The sequence below is a fragment of the Garicola koreensis genome, assembly GCF_014195445.1.
In the GTDB taxonomy this organism is placed as follows: Bacteria; Actinomycetota; Actinomycetes; order Actinomycetales; family Micrococcaceae; genus Nesterenkonia; species Nesterenkonia koreensis.
On the sequence record NZ_JACIBT010000002.1, the window covers coordinates 183,612 to 202,121 of the forward strand.

Here is an 18,510-nt window from a genome sequence, read left to right on the forward strand (position 1 = left end):
CTAACGCACGCTGAACCCCAATGCCGGTAGCGTGGTGGTCCTATGCGCGTGACGATTGACCCCACCACCGAAGGCGTGCTCAACGCCGATGCAGGCTCCACCGTCCGTCGCACTGTGCTGCCCTCCGGGGTGCGGGTGCTCACCGAGGAGATGCCCGGGGTCCGCTCGGTGAGCATCGGGTATTGGATCGCCGTCGGAAGCCGCCACGAGGCTGATCACCAGTACGGCTCCACCCACTTCCTGGAGCACCTGCTGTTCAAGGGCACCCAGCGCCGATCCACGATGGACATCGCCTCAGCCTTTGACACCGTCGGCGGTGAGTCCAATGCCATGACGTCCAAAGAGTCCACCTGCTACTACGCCCGGGTGCTGGACGAGGACCTGCCGCTGGCCGTTGACGTGCTCACCGATATGGTCACCTCCGCTGTGCTGGACCCCGCGGAGATGGAGACCGAACGCGCAGTGATCCTCGAAGAGCTCGCCATGGCCGAAGACGACCCCACCGATGTGGTGCAGGAGCGCTTCGCCTCCCAGGTGCTCGACGGCCACCCGTTGGGACGGCCCATCGGCGGTACCCGTGAGGCGATCGAAGCCGCCGCCCGCGACGACGTCTGGGCCCATTTCAACCACTGGTACCGGCCCGATGAGCTGGTGATCACCGCCGCCGGGGGAGTCGACCACGACACGCTCTGCCGGATCGTCGATGAGGCGCTTCAGGACTCCCGGTGGGACATGAGCCGGCGCAGCGCACCAGCGGCTCTGCAGGCTGCGCAGGAGCAGCACATCCCGGTGCGCGCCGGCACTGAGACGATCAGCAAACCCGTGGAGCAGGCCCAAGTGATCCTCGGTGGGCGCGGCATGCGCGCCGGCGACGAGGACCGGTTCGCCCTGACGCTGATGCACTCCATCCTCGGTGCAGGCATGAGCTCGCGACTGTTTCAGGAGATCCGTGAGCGCCGCGGGCTGGCATACTCCACCTTCTCCTTCTCGGCAGGATTCACCGACGCCGGATACTTCGGCCTCTACGCCGGGTGCCTGCCCAGCAGAGTGGAGCAGGTCACCTCGGTGATGGCCGATGAGTTGGAGCGCATCGCCACTGAGCCGGTCACCGCCGAAGAGCTGACGCGAGCCAAGGGTCAGCTGCGCGGGGCCACGGTGCTGGGCATGGAGGAGACCTCGGCGCGCATGTCGCGGTTGGGCGGCGCCGAACTGGTGCGCGGAGAATTTGTGGACATCTCCGACACGCTGGCCGAAGTGGACGCCATCACCGCCGAAGACATCACCCGGGTGGCCGCCCGGCTGGCCTCCAGTGAGCGAGCGATCACTGTGGTCACACCCTGAGCCGACCCGTCCCGGGTGCACAGCGTCCCTGGTGCACAGCGGGGGTACGGCGCGTAGGGTGGGGCTATGTCTGAGACGCCGCAGGAGCACTACGACCCGCAGGCGCGGGTGATCGCGCCGGTCATCGTCTCCACGCGGGCGGCGACCGGCCAGCGTGAGGACCTCTCCGCACCGGTGATCGCCGAGTTCGCTGAGCAGATCGGCTTTGTGTGCCGACCCCCGGTGATCATCCCCGACGGCGAGGGCGTGCTGGCGGCACTGTCTGAGCTGTTGGTGCAGATCGCCCCCGCAGTGATCATCACCTCCGGTGGTACGGGGCTGACCCCGGATGACCTGACCCCGGAGTACACCACACCGCTGCTCGACAAGGAGATGCCCGGCGTCGTCGAAGCAGTGCGCACCCACGCCCGCAGGACCAACCCGCTGGCCGCGCTGAACCGCGGCATGGCCGGGGTGGCGGAGTCCACAGTGATCATCAACCTGCCCGGCTCCCCGCATGCGGTGCGCCTAGGGATGGAAGTCATCGGCGAACTGCTGCCAGCCCTGTGCGACCAGGTGGCCGATATTCGCACCAGCGAGCAGTGGGGCTGAACCCAGCCGCCAGAACACCCCCGGTTGTTACCTAAACGTGACAATCGTGACCTGTTTGTTATACAGTCGACCCTGTGCTCGGGACAGGAGTCCGAAACTGTCCCAGGTGCCCAGCCTGATCAAGACCCAGCACCCAAGAATGGGCACGTACGCAGGACTACCGCAACAGCAGGAAAAGGTTTCTGAAGTGACCCACAACACCACCCACCTCTCCCGCCGCGACCGTCGTCGCGCAGCCCGCAAGAGCTCAGCCGGCACCAACGCCGCATCAGCAGGCCGTACCACTGCAGCTGTGCTGGCTGCCTCCGGTCTGGTGCTCACTAGCGGTGCAGCTGCCAACGCTGCCGAGAACTCCAACCAGGACCGCGAGTCCTCCACTGTTCAGCTCAACACCGCAGAGCTCAACGTTGAGCGCACCTCCAACGTCACGACTGTTGAGGAAGTCGCAGCATCCAGCGAGGCCGATCTGAGCTTCGACCGCCCGGTGGTCAGCTCTAAGCCTTCCCCCGAACCGGAACCCGAGCCAGAGCCCCAGCCAGAGACTCAGCCAGAGACTCAGCCAGAGCCCGTGGCCACTGAGACGGCTGCGGCCGAGCAGGCTGAGCCCGAACCAGCAGCGCCGACACATGCCCAGCAGGAAGCACAGGCCCAGCAGGAAGCTGAAGCACAGCAGGCGGCACAGGCCCAGCGTGAGGCCGAAGCCCAGCGTGAAGCCGAAGCCGAAGCCGAAGCTCAGCGTGAGGCAGAGGCCCAGCGTGAGGCAGAGGCCCAGCGTGAGGCAGAGGCCCAGCGTGAGGCAGAGGCCCAGCGTGAGGCAGAGGCCCAGCGTGAGGCAGAGGCCCAGCGAGAAGCAGAGGCTCAGCGCGAGGCCGAAGCTCGGCAGTCCCAGCAGCCGGAGCGCAACTCCTCCCGTGATGACTCCTCCAATGATGGTGCCACCCCTGCAGGCGGGAACCAGGATCAGTCGCCGAGCAGCGGCGGCAGCAGCTCCGTGGTCGCCGCCGCCCAGTCCGGCATCGGTTCCCCCTACAGCTACGGCGGTACCAGCACCTCCGGGTTCGACTGCTCCGGATTCATCAACTGGGCCTACTCCAAGGCCGGAGCGGGCAACCTGCCGCGCACGACCCACGGCATGGCCTCCTCGCTGTCCAGTGTCTCCAGCCCCCAGCCCGGCGACATTGTGCTGGCCAACGGAAATTCCCACGGCGGCATCTACATCGGCAACGACCAGGTCATCTCCGCCACGAGCTCCGGCGGTGTGCGGGTCCATGCCTTGCACGCCGGGTGGCACCAGGTCAGCGCCATCGTGCGGCCCAGCTGAGCACCTGGCCAGCCTCACCCAGAACCGAAGAGAACCACCCAGCTGCCCGTGGCGGCTGGGTGCTTCTCTGTGCGCAGCACGCAGGTGCGACTCGCCTGATGCGGCAGCGGGCTAACCCAGCAGCAGCGACCACTGCCAGCCGCCCAGAAAATAACCGCCGGTCAGCACCGCAGCGATGATTGCCGCAGCGAGCACCAGCAGCCAGCCCGGCACCCGCGGCCTATCCGAAGGGCTCAGCTGCGCCGGCCGCTCCAAGCCTGCGCCGATGAGCATGTGCCCGGTCTGCGGCTTGTCGAAGTAGCTGATGTGCTCCTGCCACCAGGGGTGCTGCGGATGCGCGGGCACATAGTGCACCGCAGTCGTGGCGCTGTGGGGATCGGAATGCACCGCCGCACTGCCGAAGGAGACCGGGTCCAGGATGGACTGCACATACCAGCTGGGCCCCGGCGGCAGGTTCCCGGCATCCCGCGGAGGTCGGGCCACCAGGCGGGCGAAGATCATGCCCGCGGCCACAAAGGCCACGATCGAGGCTCCCAGGCCCAGCGCCAGGGCCGCCGAAAGCAGGGCCTGACTCACCTGCTGATCGACAACCAGCTGCCAGGCCAGGATGACGTCGGCAAAGAGCCGGTTGAGAACCGGGTGCACAAAGACCGGCCATGCCAGCAGGTAGGGCCAGAGCACCCACGGCAGCCACCGGCTGCGTGCCAGGGCTCGCACAGTGTTCAGCTGGTTCTCGCCCGAACCGATCCAGACGAAACGAAGCGACTCGGCGTCGTTGGGCTCGTCGTCGGCGGTTTCCCGCGCTAGGCGCAGCCCCACTCGACGGGTCAGCTCCGCGCCCTGGGAGTGACCCAGCAGCACCACCCGGTCAGCGTTCTTCAAGGCCCCGCGAGCCACACGCTGCAGCGCCGGCAGCACCACCTGATCCAGCTCTTTGGACCGGTAGAGCCAGGCGTCGCCGATGACGTCGACGATGATCATCCGCACCCGGTGCCTCCAGGCAGGTATCAACGACACCACCACCAGCAGTGCGGGCAGCACCACGATCGCCGCCGGGGCCAGCACCAGGAACAGCAGTGCGGGCAGGATCGCTACGGCCCACGCGGCCCAGGTTCTCGACGTTGCCTCCGAGGCACGGTCACCGAACCACAGCCAGGCGGTGTTCAGCAGCACCAGAGGTGCGATGCGCAGCGCCCACAGCAGCACCGTCCAAAAACCCGGTGGGCTCAGCGCCCGGTCCCACCGCCCGTCGTAGAACTCGGCGATGAACGGCTCGCGCCCGGGCGTCTGCACCACTGCCCGGCGCACCACCGCCCGGCGCACCGGATGCGGGGCGGTCCCCGGATTCGGCGCACGCTCGATCACGCTGCCGCCCAGACTCTGGGCCCCGCGCCTGAGGCAGCAGAACGCCTGGTCGACAAGCGCGGCGGTCTCGTGGACTCCGGCTCCCGGGACACACACATACGCCGTGGTCTTCACACCACCGACTCTAAGCGCTCCGGCGAGCCGCCCCGCGTGATGAAACGCGCGGTGCCGGGCCGACCGCTGCGGGCTGCGGTTCGCAAAGTCACCCTCCCATCGGCCCCCGGGCACCGCTGCCCTCCTCGTTCGGTCACGCACCCTGACCGCAGTTTGCCCGGATTTCAGCCAAGTATGCGGTTGTAGTGCGTGACCGAACGGGGGCAGGCGAGTGGGGCTGGCGGGTGGGTCAGGCGGGATCGGCCGAGCGCTGCATGTCGATCGCCTGCTTCATGGTCCGCCGCGCCCGCGCCCGGTCCCCGGCGACGTCGTAGGCGACCGCCAGCCGATACCAGGAGCGCCAATCCTGCGGGGCAGCCTCCGTCTGGGCGCGGAACCGTTCGAACTGCACATCAGCCTGCTCGCGGTTGGGCCGCCCACCGGGGGAGCGCTCCACCGTGTCCTCGGGCAGACCGCCCTCGGCAGCGAGGATCTTGCCCAACCGCTCGGTGCGCACCCCGAAGCTGATCGCGTGATACAGAAACCACACCCCGATGGCGACCAGCAGCAGCGTGCCCGCGCCCAAAGATTTGGCGATGAGGTCGTCGGCCCGCAGAAAGCGCACTGCGGAGCTCACCACACCGGTCATGATGATCGCCACCAGCACGATCATCAGCCACGTCCAGAACTTGTCCTTCACCCGTCGTCCCTCACCACGTGTCCTTCATCGTCGGCCGTCCCTACAGTCCAAGGTCCAGGTAGCCGTCCAGCCCGTGGGTCAGCCCCGGCCGGGCGGCCACTGTGCGCAGCCCCAGCAGCACCCCGGGCATGAAGCTGGCCCGGTCGAAGGAGTCGTGACGGATGCTCAGCTGCTCACCGGTCGAACCCAGCAGCACCTCCTGGTGGGCGACAAGCCCGCGCAGCCGCACCGAATGCACGTGGATGTCCTCCACAGTGGCACCGCGGGCGCCGTCGAGCTGCTTCTGGGTGGCATCGGGGGAGGGGCCGACGCCGGCTGCCCGCCGGGAGGCCGCCATCAGCTCTGCGGTGCGCACCGCGGTGCCGGAGGGCGCGTCGACCTTCTTGGGGTGATGCAGCTCGATGACCTCGGCAGACTCGAAGTACTGAGCGGCCTTGGCCGCAAACGCACTGGCCAGCACCGCCCCCAGGGCGAAGTTCGGCGCGATCAGCACACCCACCTCGCTGTGGGCTGCGAGCTTCTGCTCCAGGGCGGTGAGGCGTTCGGAGTCCCAGCCGGTGGTGCCGACCACGGCGTGAATGCCGTGCTCGACGGCGAAGCGCACGTTCTCCTCGGTGGCGTCGGGGACCGTGAGGTCCACCATGTGGGTGGCCCCGGTCTCGATGAGCTGCTGCAGCGAATCGCCGCTGCCCACCGCGGCCACCAGCTGCATGCCCGCCGCCTGCTGCACGGCGGTGACCGCCTCGGACCCCATGCGCCCGGAGGCGCCCAGCACCGCAACCCGCAGTGCGTCGTCGTCATCATGTTCAGCCATGGCCCCCAGCCTACCCGCGCCCCGCATCTGGGTTTTCAGCCCCCGGCGGTGCCGATAGGGTGATGTGAGCAACGCATGCGGGAGGAGAGCACATGAAGCTGCTGGTCACCGGAGGAGCCGGATACATCGGGTCGGTGGTCACCGAACAGCTGCTGGGCGCCGGGCACCAGGTGGAGGTCCTCGACGACCTCTCCACCGGCCACCGCGACGCCGTCCTGGAGGGCGCCGCCTGGCACCACGGGTCCATCACCGAAGCTGGCGAGATTCTTGACGAAAGCTTCGACGCCGTCATCCACCTGGCCGCCAGATCCTTGGTGGGGGAGTCGGTGGCGCATCCGGAGCGGTACTGGCACGGCAATATCGTGGCGACCCTGGCGCTGCTCGACGCGATGCGCGACGCCGGGGTGAAGCGGATGGTGTTCTCCTCCACCGCCGCAGTCTACGGCGACGCCGAGGCGGCCCAGATCACCGAAGACCTCCCCACTGCCCCCACCAACCCCTACGGGGCCTCCAAGCTGGCGATCGACCATATGCTAAGCGCCGAGGCCACCGCCCACGGCCTGGCAGCGGTCAGTCTGCGCTACTTCAACGTCGCCGGGGCCTCCGGCAGCCTGCGCGAACGCCACGACCCGGAGACGCACCTGATCCCCAATGTGCTCAAAGCCGCCCGCGACGACGCACCGCACGCCACCATCTTCGGCACCGACTACCCCACTGAGGACGGCACCGCGGTCCGCGACTACATCCACGTGAGGGACCTGGCCGAAGCGCACCTGGCCGCGCTGGACTACGCCGAACTCAGCCGGCACGCGATCTTCAACCTCGGCACCGGCACCGGCACATCCGTGCGGGAGGTCATCGATGCCGTCCGCGAGGTGACCGGGGTGAACATTGAGGCCGTGGAGCAGGATCGACGCTCCGGGGACCCGGCAGTGCTGGTGGCCTCCGGCGCCCGGGCCGCGGCCGAACTGGGGTGGAGACCGACCCGCGATGTGCGCCAGATGGTCGCCGATGCCTGGACGGCCGGCGCAGAGCACCGCTGAGGCCGAGAACCGCTGAGGCCGAGAACGGCTGAGGCGGCGGGGCTGCCCAGGGCTGCTGTCAGGGGCTGCTTTTAGGGACGCCGCCCGGCAAGGGAGATCCCGGCTGCGTGGGTCATCGCCTCCAAGGGCCCACGACGACGCAGCAGCACCTTCACCAGCCCCAGCAGCAGGGCCGCGCCGATCAGCCACAGGGTCATCGCCTCCGCGCTGAGCTGCAGGAACACCTCCGGCATCGGCACCCAGGGCTGACCATCCGGGGTCTGACCGCGCCAGAGGGCGAGCACCACCAGGTGGCCCACATAGAGGCTCAGCGGCATCGCCCCGGCCCCGACCAGCGGTGCCAGCAGCCACTTCAGCCGCGCGGCCAGCAGGCAGAGCCCCACTACGGCCACGGCCACCCCGATGGTGTGCACCAGGTCCACCGTCGAACCCTGGTGCGGGGTGCCCATCAGGAACCAGCCCGGCTCGGTCACCAGCGGCAGATAGTGGGTGCCGGTCAGCAGTTCCCCGCGCACTGCGGCAGGCTCCCACCCGGAGACCTGAATCATCTGGGCCTCCACGTCTGAGTGCTGCAGCATCATGCGCCCGGCGACCCAACTGGCAGCAGCCGCGGCCGCTCCGCCCACCAGCAGCCACACCGCGGTGCTCACCCGGCGCAGGTCCATCCGGCCGATCGCCATGCCGGTGAACAGGTAGGCCGGCCACAGCAGCAGCGGATAGTAGCCGGTGACTGCCAGATCCAGCCCCAGCAGCTGGGGCTGGGCCAGGTCCATCAACGACGGCGAGTGCCACAGTCGGTCGGGCTGACCGGCCGCCGAGGCGCCGGCCTGCTGTGGGCGCAGGGCATTCTGCGCCATCCAGTAGAGCACCGGTGCGACTGCCACCCACGCGACCGCCAGCGACGCCAGGGCACGGGCGCCCAGCCGCAGGAACGGCAGCGCCAAGAGGAACAGCACCCCGTAGTGCACCAGGATGATCGCCACCCCGGTGGGCAGCATCGCGATCACCAGCCCCACCGCGATGATGATCAGCGCCCGGGCTGCAATCACCTTGCGTTCCCAGGAGATCTGGGCAGTGGGCCGCTCAGGTTTGCGGCCTCCGCTGAGCAGCGCCAGTCCCACACCGGCCAGCACCGCGAACAGCGCGGCAGACCGGCCGGCCAGCAGCTGTCCGGACCACGTGGGATCCCCGGTCAGCGGCTCGGTGTTGGGCAGCACATGCACCACCATCATGCCCAGCAGCGCGAGGCCGCGGGCGGCGTCGACCCCCCAGAGGCGTCCGCCACGGGAAGCGGATCGGGCTGAAGTGTAGGGCCGAGAACTCACAAACGGTAGGCTAGCCTCTATGGCAAGCCAGAACGAGATCGCCCGCGAATTTGATCCCTACCTCGCGCAGGGCCAGGTCCAGCACCCGGATCAGACCGATCCGCACTTCGGCCATCTCATCACCGCCATAGTCACCCCCTTTACCAAGGACGACCGGATCGACTTCAAGGCCTTCGAAGCGCTGGCGGCAAAACTCGTCGATGAGGGCAACGACTCCCTCGTCGTCTCCGGGACTACCGGGGAGACCTCCACCTTGGAGGACTACGAGAAGGCCGACCTGGTGCGCGCCGCCAAGTCCGCCGTCGGCGATCGGGCCAAGATCATCGCCGGCACCTCCACCAACCACACCAGCCACGATCTGGAGATGGCCGCTCGGGCCGAGCGCGCCGGAGCCGACGGGCAGCTGGTGGTCACCCCCTACTACAACAAGCCCAGCCAGGACGGGGTCCGTGCACACATCACCGCCGTCGCCGACGCCGCCGACCTGCCGCTGATGATCTATGACATCCCCGGCCGCACCGGCATCCCCATTGCCACCGAGACCCTGCTGCGGCTCGCCGAGCACCCGCGGATCATGAGCCTGAAGGACGCCAAGAACGACATCACCGCCACCACCGAGGTGCTCACCAAGACGGAGCTGGAGGTCTACTCCGGTGACGACCAGAACGTGCTGGCGTGGATGGCCATGGGCGCTGCCGGCGTCGTCTCGGTGACCTCCCACGTGGCCGCGCCCACCTTCCGCCGGATGGTCGACGCGGTGCTGAACTACGACCTCAAAGAGGCCCGCATCGCCCACGGTGAGCTCGGTCCGGTCATCCGTGCCCTGATGACTCGGGTCCAGGGTGCCGTGTCCTCCAAGCTGGTGCTGAACTGGATGGACTTCGCCATCAACACAGACGTTCGCCTGCCGCTGGTGCAGGCCAATGAGGACGAGCAGAAGCTCGTCCTCGCCGACCTGCGAGAGGCAGGTTGGAACCTCTAGAAAGGAACTACACCCACGTGTCACCAGAAATGCTCGCCACCCCCGCGCGACTCAAGGACGGCACCCTCCGAGTGGTGCCGCTGGGCGGCCTCGGGGAGGTCGGGCGCAACATGACCGTCTTCGAGATCAACGGCAAACTGCTGATCGTCGACTGCGGCGTGCTCTTCCCCGAGGAGGAGCAGCCCGGCGTCGACCTGATTCTGCCTGACTTCAGCTACATCGAAGACCGGCTCGACGACGTCGTCGGGGTGGTGCTCACCCACGGCCACGAGGACCACATCGGTGCTGTGCCCTACCTGCTGCGCCGGAAGAACGACATTCCGATCATCGGTTCGAAGCTGACCCTGGCGCTGGTTGAGGCCAAGCTGGCCGAACACCGGATCAAGCCCTACACGCTGACCGTCAGCGAGGGCGAGGTGGAGAACTTCGGGCCCTTCGAATGCGAGTTCGTCGCGGTGAACCACTCCATCCCCGACTCGCTGGCCGTGTTCATCCGCACCGCGGCCGGCACCGTGCTGCACACCGGGGACTTCAAGATGGACCAGCTGCCCATGGACGGGCGGATCACCGACCTGCGGCACTTCGCCCGGCTCGGTGAGGAGGGCGTGGACCTCTACCTCTCCGACTCCACCAACGCGCACGTGCCCGGGTTCACCACCCCGGAGAAGGAGATCGGCCCGGTCATCGACCAGGTGATCGCCCGCGCTGAGCGCCGGGTGATTGTGGCCTCCTTCGCCAGCCACATGCATCGGGTGCAGCAGGTGCTCGACGCCGCCGCCGCCCACGGCCGCAAGGTCGCCTTCGTGGGCCGGTCCATGGTGCGCAACATGGGCATCGCCGCGAAGCTGGGCTACCTGAGCGTGCCGGAGGGCATCCTGATCGACATCAAGAAGGTCGACCAGCTGCCCGATCACCAAGTGGTGCTGATGTCCACCGGCTCCCAGGGCGAGCCCATGGCCGCGCTCTCCCGGATGGCCAACGGCAGCCACCAGGTCCAGGTCGGCGACGGCGACACCATCATTCTGGCCTCCTCGCTGATCCCGGGGAATGAGAACTCGGTGTACCGGGTGATCAACGGACTGATGAAGCTCGGCGCCGATGTGATCCATAAGGACAACGCCAAGGTCCACGTCTCCGGTCACGCCTCCGCCGGCGAGCTGCTCTACACCTACAACATCCTCAAGCCGCGCAACGCGATGCCCGTCCACGGTGAGCACCGTCACCTGATCGCCAACGGCCGGCTTGCCGAGACCACCGGCGTGCCGGCAGAGAATGTGCTGCTGTGCGAGGACGGCTCGGTGGTGGACCTGCGTGACGGCAGAGCCCGGATCAGCGGCCAGATTGAAGCCGGCTACGTGTACGTGGACGGCTCCTCGGTGGGCGAGATCACCGAATCTGAGCTGAAGGATCGCCGCACCCTGGGTGAGGAGGGTTTCATCTCCGTGGTCACCGTGGTGAACCGGCAGACCCGAAGCATCGTCTCCGGGCCCGACATCCACGCCCGCGGCATGGCCGAGGAGGACCAGGTGTTCAAGAACATCAAACCCAAGGTGGCCAAGGCGCTGACCGAAGCGCTGCAGCAGGACAAGGAGCACACCACCCACCAGCTGCAGCAGGTGGTGCGGCGGACCATCGGCTCCTGGGTCAGCCGCAAGCTGCGCCGCAAGCCGATGATCGTGCCCGTCGTCGTCGAAACCTGACCTGCCGGCGCGCAGCCCCGCCCCGCTCACGCCGGTCGGCCGCCGGCCGCCAGCAGCCGGGGGCTCGGCGTCCTGCCCCGCCCTGCCCGCGCCTGGGCCCAACACCGCAGGCTTTCGTCATCACCGCAGGATATTTCGCGCGGTCTTGTTGAAAGTCCGCGGTGTTGGCGAGGTTATCCACAGATTCGGCAACCCCCCTACCATGCCCACTCAGCGCCGGAAACACTGGTGGTATGGACAAAACCTCGACCTTCGATCCCGCTGCTGAGCTCACGGCTGCGGCCCAGTCCCGCGATGGTAGCCATACCGGCACCCAGCTGGCGCGACAGGTGCGGGCGGGCCAAGCGCTGCGTGTGCGCCGTGGCGTCTATGTGGATCCGGAGCAGTGGATCGAGGCGATGCCGTGGCACCGCTACCAGATAGCGGTAGCCGCCACAGCACTGGCGACCGACCCGATCTTCTGCCGGGAGACCGCGCTGCTGCTGCACCAGGTGCCGCTGGTGAGAACCCCGCGCGGGGTGCTCGCCCGCACCACGCGGATGAACGGCACCGGGCGGGTACCCGCTCCTTCGCTGACCGGGCCGCTTGGGGCCGAGGAGTTCCGCCGACTGTATCGCCAGCAACACCCCACGATGAGCGATTTTCCTGCCAACCGGCTGCGCAGCGTGCCGACCCAGTTGTTGTACCCGCCGCTCTCAGGCGGGCTGTCGCGCCCGGCCGCGCTGGAGGGAGTCCGGCAGGGTTCGTTGCCGCTTCACGAAGTCCGCATAGAACCAGCCCACCGACTGCGCGTGCGCGGCCCAGGTGCCTACCGAGTCGAACCGCTGGAACTGGCGCTGATCGACACTGTCTCGCGGATGCCGTTCGCGGAGGCGGTGGTGGCCTTGGACTGGATCAAGGCGAACCGGGAGGTGCATCTGCAGCCATGGTTGCGCTACCTGAGCAGCGGCACCAAGCGAGGTCGGTGGGAACGCGCGTGGGACTTCGCCACCCCGCACAGCGAATCTCCGGGTGAGTCCAGGTCTCGGGCGCTGATGGATGAGCTCGGGTTCGTCATCCCGGCACAGCAATCGGTCATCGAGACCGACAGCGGGGCTTTTCGGGTGGACTTCTGCTGGGCGGAGGACCGTGTGATCGGCGAATTCGACGGCCGGGTCAAGTACTTCGATGAGGCCACGCTCAATGGCAAGGACCCCAAGGAGGTGCTGTACCAGGAGAAGCAGCGTGAAGATGCCCTGCGCAGGGCCGGCTGGATCGTGATCCGTTGGACGTGGGCGATGCTGAATGCGCCTGCTGGGTTCGCTGCCTACCTGAAGAAGGCAGGTGTTAGCCTGCTGCGCTGACCCGTGGCGGCAGGTGCGCACCGATAACTGCCCGATGAGGACGACGACGCCGCAGGTTTTCGACAACACCGCGCGAAATATCCTGCGGTGTTGTCGAAAACCTGCGGCGATTGGATATGCAGGCGGTGGACCGGGAGCGGCTGGGGTGCAGGGCAGCGGAAGCGGGCCGGCACCAACACCGCGCGGGGAAGGGCAACATAGTGCCGCTGGGCGCGTAAATGCGGCGACACGCCGGCAGCGGCGGCTAGATTAGGGAGTTATGGCGACACGTACTTCCCCCTCGCGGTCGGCCAGCAAGAAGAAGACCACTTCTGGCAAGGGCCGCGCGACGACGTCGAACAAGAGTCCCGCAGCCCAGCGCGGCAACCTCTTCTACACCGCTGCGCGCGGAATCTGGCTGGCCTTCGCGACCCCGGTGGGCGGCTCGGTGCGCAGCATCGGCCGCCAAATCAAGATCCACCCCGATGACCGGCGCGACGGTGCCGGGCTGGTGTTCTTCCTGCTGGCGATCCTCACCGCCGTCGTCGACTGGTGGGGTGCCCACAACTGGGACCACTGGATCTCCGAGGTCGTCCACCGGATCACCGCAGGCACCTTCGGCTGGGCCTCGGTGATCCTGCCGATAGCCCTGCTGATCACCGCAGTGCGCTACTTCCGCTCGCCGCAGGAGCACGAGGGCAACGGCAGAGTCGCCATCGGCCTAGCCATCGTGCTGGCCTCCGCCGCCGGACTGGCCCACCTCACCGCAGACATCCCCACCATCAACGAGGTCTTCGAATCCGGGGCCAGCGGCGGCTTCGAGTCCATGCTTGCCTCCGGAGGCGTGCTGGGCTACCTGGTAACGGTGCCGATGGCCTCGCTGGTCACCCAGTATCCGGTGTGGGGGATCCTGGGGGTCACGCTGATCGCCGGGCTGCTGGTGCTCACCGACACCCCGCTGCGCAGCATTCCCAGCCGGCTGGCCGTGGCCCGGGACTACGTCATCGGCGAGCCGGGGCCGGCCCCCGCCCTGAAGCACCACGACGTGCCCGCCGGCGGAGACTCCCAGCAGAAGACCGCAGAGTACAGCGCCGACGACACCGACGAGCGCGCCCCCCGGCCCAAGCGCGGCAAGGGCGCGGACAAGTCCCAGCGCCCCGGCTTCTTCTCCAAGCTGAGCGGCTCCTCGAAGGCACCCGACGACGCCGCCGCAGCCACCGCGCCCACTGAGGCGTACGACCCCGACGCCGCAGCCAGAGCCGCCGAGGGCGCCTACGACACCCCGGTTACCAGCGAACCCGGTGACCAGGAACAGGCCCCGCGGCCCAAACCCGGCCAGAAGCGGCCGACCAAGCAGGAGCAGCAGATCGCTGCGGCCAAGAGTGCCGCAGGAATCGAAGAGCCCGGCAGTCAGGAGGCTGCGCCGTCGTCGACGCCCTCCTCAGTCTCCAAGCCCGAAGCCCCTGCCCCCGCCACCGACCTTCCGGTGCGCAGCGAACAGCTGGAGCTCTCCGGCGACGTGACCTACACCCTGCCCGAGCAGTCGCTGCTGCCGGCCGGCCCGCCGCCGAAGGAGACAACTGAGGCCAACGCGGAGATCGTCTCCGCCCTGGATCGGACCTTCCACCAGTTCAAGGTGGACGCCCAGGTGACCGGCTTCTCCCGCGGCCCCACGGTGACCCGCTACGAGATCGAACTGGCCCCGGGCACCAAAGTGGAGAAGGTCACCAACCTGGAGAAGAACATCGCCTACGCGGTGGCCTCCAACGAAGTGCGCATGCTCAGCCCGATCCCGGGGAAGTCAGCCATCGGCATGGAGATCCCCAACCGGGACAAAGAGGTGGTCGCGCTGGGGGACGTGCTGCGCTCCAACGCCGCCCGCAAGACCGAGCACCCGCTGGTCATGGGCGTGGGCAAGGACGTCGAGGGCGGCTACGTGATCGCCAACCTGTCCAAGATGCCCCACCTGCTGGTCGCCGGTGCCACCGGCGCGGGCAAGTCGGCGTTCATCAACTCGATGATCACCTCGGTGCTGATGCGCTCCACCCCCGACGAGGTGCGCATGGTCATGGTGGATCCCAAGCGGGTGGAGCTCACCGCCTACGAAGGCATCCCGCACCTGGTCACCCCGATCATCACCCAGCCCAAGAAGGCCGCCGAGGCCCTGGAATGGGTCGTCAAGGAGATGGACAACCGCTACGACGACCTCTCCCACTTCGGCTTCAAGCACGTCAACGACTTCAACAAGGCGGTGCGTGCCGGCAAGGTCCAGCTGCCGCCGGACTCCAAACGGGTCTTAAGGCCCTACCCGTACCTGCTGGTGATCGTCGACGAGCTGGCCGACCTGATGATGGTCGCCCCCCGCGACGTCGAAGACTCCATCGTGCGCATCACCCAGCTGGCCCGCGCCGCCGGCATCCACCTGGTGCTGGCCACCCAGCGGCCCAGCGTGAACGTGGTGACCGGTCTCATCAAGGCCAACGTGCCCTCCCGGATGGCGTTCGCGACCTCATCATCCACCGACTCCCGCGTCGTGCTGGACTCGGTGGGTGCGGAGAAGCTGCTCGGCCAGGGCGACGCGCTCTTCTTGCCGATGGGTGCGGGCAAGCCGATGCGCGTCCAGGGCGCCTGGGTCAACGAGTCCGAGGTCGAGGCCGTCGTCGCGCACGTGAAGTCCCAGCTGAAGGCCCAGTACCGCGAGGACGCCGTCGAGGCCATGGAGCCCAAGAAGAAGCAGATCGATGAGGACATCGGCGACGACCTGGAGCTGCTGCTGGCCGCCACCGAGCTGGTGGTCACCACGCAGTTCGGCTCCACCTCCATGCTGCAGCGCAAGCTGCGCGTCGGCTTCGCCAAGGCCGGCCGCCTGATGGACCTGATGGAGTCCCGCGGCGTCGTCGGCGCCTCCGAAGGTTCCAAGGCCCGCGATGTGCTGGTGTCCCCGGATGAGCTGGGCGATCTGCTGGCCACCCTCAAGGGTGGGGACGCACCCAAACCCTACGACGACGAGGTGGTCACCCAGCAGCAGGATCCGGCCCGCAGCGTGGACGCCGCGGCAGTTCAGGGTCACGGGGCAGCGCCCGTTAGCGGGGCAGCGCAGGACCGCGCCGCGCCGCACCAGCCCGCGGCCGCCGAGCCGACCATGGAGTCGGCCGAGGACTACGGCGCCGACCTGATTGCCGCCGATATGGCCGAACGCACACGCGACCTGCCGGAGGTGGGGGAGTACCACGACGGTCACGACTCCACCTCGGACCAAGATGCTTGGCAGCTGACCGGCAGGTAGTCTCAGTGACGTGACCGATCAGCCCGAGAAGCAGGTTCCGCTGCTGAACATCGCCAATGTGCTCACCATGGTGCGCATCGCGTTGGTGCCGGTCTTCGTGGTGCTGCTCTTTCTCGACGCCGAGGGTACGCTGAGTCAGCCCGAGGCGAGCAACGGCCCCTGGCGGTGGGCGGCGGCGGCCGTGTTCCTGGGTGCGATGATCACCGATAAGATCGACGGCGACCTCGCCCGGTCCCGCGGTCTGATCACCGACTTCGGCAAGATTGCCGACCCGATCGCCGATAAGCTGCTCATCGGCGCCGGCCTGGTGATGCTCTCGCTGCTGGCCGAGCTGCCCTGGTGGGTGACCATCCTGATCCTGGTCCGCGAAGTCGGCGTCACCGTGCTGCGGGTGGTGATGCTGCGCACCCAGGTCATGCCCGCCTCCCGCGGCGGGAAGCTCAAGACCGTGCTGCAGTCGGCGGGCCTGCAGCTGATGCTGCTGCCGCTGGTGGTCATTGCCGACTGGCTCGCCGCGGCCGCCTTCTGGATCATGATCGCCGCCCTGGTGGTCACCGTGGTCACCGGCATCGACTACCTGATCAACGCACTGCGGCTCAGGAGGGCCGCCGATGGCCGTTGAGGACGACGCCGACCACGCAGCCCGCGACGCCCGGCAGAAGAACCACCCGCAGGACCTGGTGCAGCGCTGCGCGCACTGGGGCCTGACCCTGAGCACCGCCGAGTCGCTGACCGCCGGTGCTCTGGCGTCAAAGGTCGCCGAGGTGCCCGGGGCCTCAGCAGTGCTGCTGGGGGGCGTGATCGCCTACTCCAAGCAGGTCAAACAGCAGGTGCTTGAGGTCTCGGCAGAGCTGTTGGAGGCCCATGGCGCCGTCGACCCGGATGTGGCGGCGACCATGGCGGTCGGAGCCGCCGCCCGGTGCGGTGCTGACATCGGCATCGCCACCACCGGGGTGGCGGGGCCCGAACCCCATGAGGGTAAGGAGGTCGGCACCGTCTACCTCGGGCTGGCCTGCGATGCGGCCGCTGCCCAGCGGCTTCAGCTCTCACTGCCTGCAGACTGCCAGAAGTACGACGACGACGTCTTACCCCGACAGTGGCTGGCAGGCTCGCTGCTGCTGAACCTTGACGGCGGCCGGGCCGCGATTCGAAACGCGGCGGTTGAAGCCGGGCTTAAACTGGTGGAAGACTTTCTGCTGACCCAACCCGCGGGGCTTCCGGAGAGCGGCTAGGGTAGGAAGTGTTCGGGGAACAAAAACCCCTCGGTACGAGTTGTTCTCTTATAAGTACGAACAGTCTTTTGTGAAGGAGCTCCCCATGGTGCGACAGCCAGTCACCATCAACGGCGTCACCCGTTGGAAGGACGCCGAAGAGATCGCGCCCGCCGGTGCCGAAGCGAGCGAACCCAAGGCCGTGGTGCTCCGCGAGGAGATCGGCGATGTGCTGCGCAACATCCGCCAGACCGAATCCCGCACCCTGCGCGACGTGTCCCACGACGCACGGGTGTCGCTGGGCTACCTCTCCGAGGTCGAGCGCGGCCAGAAGGAAGCTTCCTCAGAGCTGCTGGCCAGCATCTGCGCGGCTTTGAACGTGCCGCTGGCCGCCATGCTCTTCCAAGTGGCAGAGCGCATCGCCACCGCCGAAGGTTTCGACATCCCGGACACCATCCCCACCGAACTGCAACGCGAGTTCGGCACCGGAGAGATCGAGACCGGCGAGCTCGTCTCCTTCTGAGCCGGATCCGCTGCGCCCACGCTGAGCTGAAGGCGCCGCTGAGGGCATAGACTCACACCTATGTCACCGACTGACCGTCGTGCCCACGTCAAAGAGCTGCAGCACGAGTTCTACCGGCTCTTCCTGCGTCGGCGCCACAACGCCATCCAGATGGCCCAAACCATCGACCCGCAGATCGAGCCAGCCTCCTACTCCGTCCTGTCCACCCTCCAGCGGGAAGGCCCCCAGCGCATGACGGCCATCGCCAAGCATCTGGGAATCGGCAAGCCCACCCTCTCGCGGCAGCTGAGCACCCTGGAGAGCCGCGGGTTCCTCACCAAGAAAGCCGACCCGGCTGATGGTCGCGCCCTGGTGATCTCACTGACACCGCAGGGCAGAGCCCGGCTGGAATCGGCTCAGCAGGACCGCTCAGAACGCTATCTGCACATGCTCCAGCCCTGGAGTGAGGAGGAGATCGTCACCCTCTCCGGACTGCTGCACAAGCTCAACCAGACCTACGTAGAGTACGACGCCGAACACGGTGCCGGAAACGCGCCGCCGCCCGGGGCTGCGGCGGCCAACGCCGCACACACCCCCGTCACGGTCCAGGACGCCTGAGCGGATGCGCATATCGCAGTTCTGGCAGCTGATGGAGGACGAGTTCGGTTCCAGCTATGCGCATGTGCTGGCCGGGCAGCTGGTCCTCACCAGGTTTCAACTCACCGCCGCCGATGCCCTGAGCCACGGCGTGCAGCCGCGCGAGATCTGGGAGACCATCTGCCTGCAGCAGGATGTCCCGGAGGAACGACGCTGGGGCAGGGACCGGCCGCCGAAGAGATAGTTCGGACCACACCCGGCGTGTTGATCGAATGTGTGTTCGATATGGACGTAGAGTTTTCCCCAGAAGCACCGGC

17 protein-coding genes are annotated in these 18,510 nt (G+C 67.8%); 13 read left to right on the plus strand and 4 right to left on the minus strand.

Annotated features, from left to right (window positions below):
* Positions 1 to 42 precede the first annotated feature (42 nt).
* The 3 genes from FHX47_RS06215 (at position 43) to FHX47_RS06225 (ending at position 3,253) form a co-directional block, all read left to right on the plus strand.
* A complete protein-coding gene (locus FHX47_RS06215; protein ID WP_183358046.1) occupies positions 43 to 1,341 on the plus strand; it encodes a M16 family metallopeptidase in 1,299 nt (432 codons plus the stop codon).
* Between the two features lie 66 nt (positions 1,342 to 1,407).
* Positions 1,408 to 1,932 carry a MogA/MoaB family molybdenum cofactor biosynthesis protein gene (locus FHX47_RS06220; protein WP_183358047.1) on the plus strand — a complete coding sequence of 175 codons (525 nt, stop codon included), beginning with the start codon at positions 1,408 to 1,410 and terminating at the stop codon, positions 1,930 to 1,932.
* Between the two features lie 187 nt (positions 1,933 to 2,119).
* Positions 2,120 to 3,253, plus strand: coding sequence for an NlpC/P60 family protein (locus tag FHX47_RS06225; protein WP_183358048.1), 1,134 nt, complete (start codon positions 2,120 to 2,122; stop codon positions 3,251 to 3,253).
* A 111-nt stretch (positions 3,254 to 3,364) separates the two neighbouring features.
* Here the strand turns inward: FHX47_RS06225 and FHX47_RS06230 are convergent, their stop codons facing one another.
* The 3 genes from FHX47_RS06230 to dapB all read right to left on the minus strand — a co-directional run bounded on the left by FHX47_RS06230 (position 3,365) and on the right by dapB (position 6,225).
* Positions 3,365 to 4,732: a hypothetical protein gene (locus FHX47_RS06230; RefSeq protein WP_183358049.1), complete on the minus strand. Its 1,368-nt coding sequence runs from the start codon at positions 4,730 to 4,732 to the stop codon at positions 3,365 to 3,367.
* Between the two features lie 229 nt (positions 4,733 to 4,961).
* Complete coding sequence (locus tag FHX47_RS06235) at positions 4,962 to 5,411, minus strand: hypothetical protein (protein ID WP_343064324.1); 450 nt, start codon at positions 5,409 to 5,411, stop codon at positions 4,962 to 4,964.
* Between the two features lie 40 nt (positions 5,412 to 5,451).
* Positions 5,452 to 6,225: a 4-hydroxy-tetrahydrodipicolinate reductase gene (gene dapB, locus FHX47_RS06240; RefSeq protein WP_183358050.1), complete on the minus strand. Its 774-nt coding sequence runs from the start codon at positions 6,223 to 6,225 to the stop codon at positions 5,452 to 5,454.
* Between the two features lie 92 nt (positions 6,226 to 6,317).
* On the opposite strand from dapB, the gene galE reads away from it, so the two are divergent.
* Positions 6,318 to 7,268 (plus strand): UDP-glucose 4-epimerase GalE, encoded by a 951-nt coding sequence (gene galE / locus FHX47_RS06245; protein WP_183358051.1) that lies wholly within the window; start codon positions 6,318 to 6,320, stop codon positions 7,266 to 7,268.
* A gap of 71 nt (positions 7,269 to 7,339) precedes the next feature.
* Here galE and FHX47_RS06250 read toward each other — a convergent pair whose 3' ends face one another.
* Complete coding sequence (locus tag FHX47_RS06250) at positions 7,340 to 8,593, minus strand: heparan-alpha-glucosaminide N-acetyltransferase domain-containing protein (protein ID WP_183358052.1); 1,254 nt, start codon at positions 8,591 to 8,593, stop codon at positions 7,340 to 7,342.
* A 19-nt stretch (positions 8,594 to 8,612) separates the two neighbouring features.
* On the opposite strand from FHX47_RS06250, the gene dapA reads away from it, so the two are divergent.
* The 9 genes from dapA (at position 8,613) to FHX47_RS06295 (ending at position 18,437) form a co-directional block, all read left to right on the plus strand.
* Positions 8,613 to 9,575, plus strand: a complete 963-nt coding sequence (gene dapA / locus FHX47_RS06255; protein ID WP_183358053.1) for a 4-hydroxy-tetrahydrodipicolinate synthase — start codon at positions 8,613 to 8,615, stop codon at positions 9,573 to 9,575.
* Between the two features lie 29 nt (positions 9,576 to 9,604).
* The gene (locus FHX47_RS06260; protein WP_183358090.1) at positions 9,605 to 11,275 is read left to right on the plus strand and encodes a ribonuclease J; all 1,671 of its coding nucleotides are present in this window, start codon (positions 9,605 to 9,607) and stop codon (positions 11,273 to 11,275) included.
* A 233-nt stretch (positions 11,276 to 11,508) separates the two neighbouring features.
* On the plus strand, positions 11,509 to 12,618 hold the full coding sequence (locus tag FHX47_RS06265; RefSeq protein WP_183358054.1) for a hypothetical protein: 1,110 nt from the start codon (positions 11,509 to 11,511) through the stop codon (positions 12,616 to 12,618).
* A 259-nt stretch (positions 12,619 to 12,877) separates the two neighbouring features.
* Positions 12,878 to 15,883 carry a DNA translocase FtsK gene (locus FHX47_RS06270; RefSeq protein WP_183358055.1) on the plus strand — a complete coding sequence of 1,002 codons (3,006 nt, stop codon included), beginning with the start codon at positions 12,878 to 12,880 and terminating at the stop codon, positions 15,881 to 15,883.
* Between the two features lie 10 nt (positions 15,884 to 15,893).
* The gene (gene pgsA / locus FHX47_RS06275; RefSeq protein WP_183358056.1) at positions 15,894 to 16,505 is read left to right on the plus strand and encodes a CDP-diacylglycerol--glycerol-3-phosphate 3-phosphatidyltransferase; all 612 of its coding nucleotides are present in this window, start codon (positions 15,894 to 15,896) and stop codon (positions 16,503 to 16,505) included.
* The gene (locus FHX47_RS06280; RefSeq protein WP_183358057.1) at positions 16,495 to 17,115 is read left to right on the plus strand and encodes a CinA family protein; all 621 of its coding nucleotides are present in this window, start codon (positions 16,495 to 16,497) and stop codon (positions 17,113 to 17,115) included. Before pgsA ends, FHX47_RS06280 begins: the two co-directional genes overlap by 11 nt.
* Before the next feature lie 85 nt (positions 17,116 to 17,200).
* The gene (locus FHX47_RS06285) at positions 17,201 to 17,617 is read left to right on the plus strand and encodes a helix-turn-helix domain-containing protein (RefSeq protein WP_183358058.1); all 417 of its coding nucleotides are present in this window, start codon (positions 17,201 to 17,203) and stop codon (positions 17,615 to 17,617) included.
* Between the two features lie 60 nt (positions 17,618 to 17,677).
* Positions 17,678 to 18,214, plus strand: a complete 537-nt coding sequence (locus FHX47_RS06290; protein ID WP_183358059.1) for a MarR family winged helix-turn-helix transcriptional regulator — start codon at positions 17,678 to 17,680, stop codon at positions 18,212 to 18,214.
* A 4-nt stretch (positions 18,215 to 18,218) separates the two neighbouring features.
* Positions 18,219 to 18,437, plus strand: a complete 219-nt coding sequence (locus tag FHX47_RS06295; protein ID WP_183358060.1) for a DUF3046 domain-containing protein — start codon at positions 18,219 to 18,221, stop codon at positions 18,435 to 18,437.
* Positions 18,438 to 18,510: the final 73 nt, after the last annotated feature.

What these genes read in the sequence shown, in the direction of transcription:
- FHX47_RS06260 (WP_183358090.1), top strand. Translation starts at nt 9,605, where the DNA reads ATGCTCGCCACCCCCGCGCGACTCAAGGACGGCACCCTCCGAGTGGTG.
- FHX47_RS06295 (WP_183358060.1), top strand. Translation starts at nt 18,219, where the DNA reads ATGCGCATATCGCAGTTCTGGCAGCTGATGGAGGACGAGTTCGGTTCC.
- FHX47_RS06270 (WP_183358055.1), top strand. Translation starts at nt 12,878, where the DNA reads ATGGCGACACGTACTTCCCCCTCGCGGTCGGCCAGCAAGAAGAAGACC.
- galE (WP_183358051.1), top strand. Translation starts at nt 6,318, where the DNA reads ATGAAGCTGCTGGTCACCGGAGGAGCCGGATACATCGGGTCGGTGGTC.
- FHX47_RS06285 (WP_183358058.1), top strand. Translation starts at nt 17,201, where the DNA reads ATGGTGCGACAGCCAGTCACCATCAACGGCGTCACCCGTTGGAAGGAC.
- FHX47_RS06220 (WP_183358047.1), top strand. Translation starts at nt 1,408, where the DNA reads ATGTCTGAGACGCCGCAGGAGCACTACGACCCGCAGGCGCGGGTGATC.
- dapB (WP_183358050.1), bottom strand. Translation starts at nt 6,225, where the DNA reads ATGGCTGAACATGATGACGACGACGCACTGCGGGTTGCGGTGCTGGGC.
- FHX47_RS06290 (WP_183358059.1), top strand. Translation starts at nt 17,678, where the DNA reads ATGTCACCGACTGACCGTCGTGCCCACGTCAAAGAGCTGCAGCACGAG.
- FHX47_RS06280 (WP_183358057.1), top strand. Translation starts at nt 16,495, where the DNA reads ATGGCCGTTGAGGACGACGCCGACCACGCAGCCCGCGACGCCCGGCAG.
- dapA (WP_183358053.1), top strand. Translation starts at nt 8,613, where the DNA reads ATGGCAAGCCAGAACGAGATCGCCCGCGAATTTGATCCCTACCTCGCG.
- FHX47_RS06215 (WP_183358046.1), top strand. Translation starts at nt 43, where the DNA reads ATGCGCGTGACGATTGACCCCACCACCGAAGGCGTGCTCAACGCCGAT.
- FHX47_RS06265 (WP_183358054.1), top strand. Translation starts at nt 11,509, where the DNA reads ATGGACAAAACCTCGACCTTCGATCCCGCTGCTGAGCTCACGGCTGCG.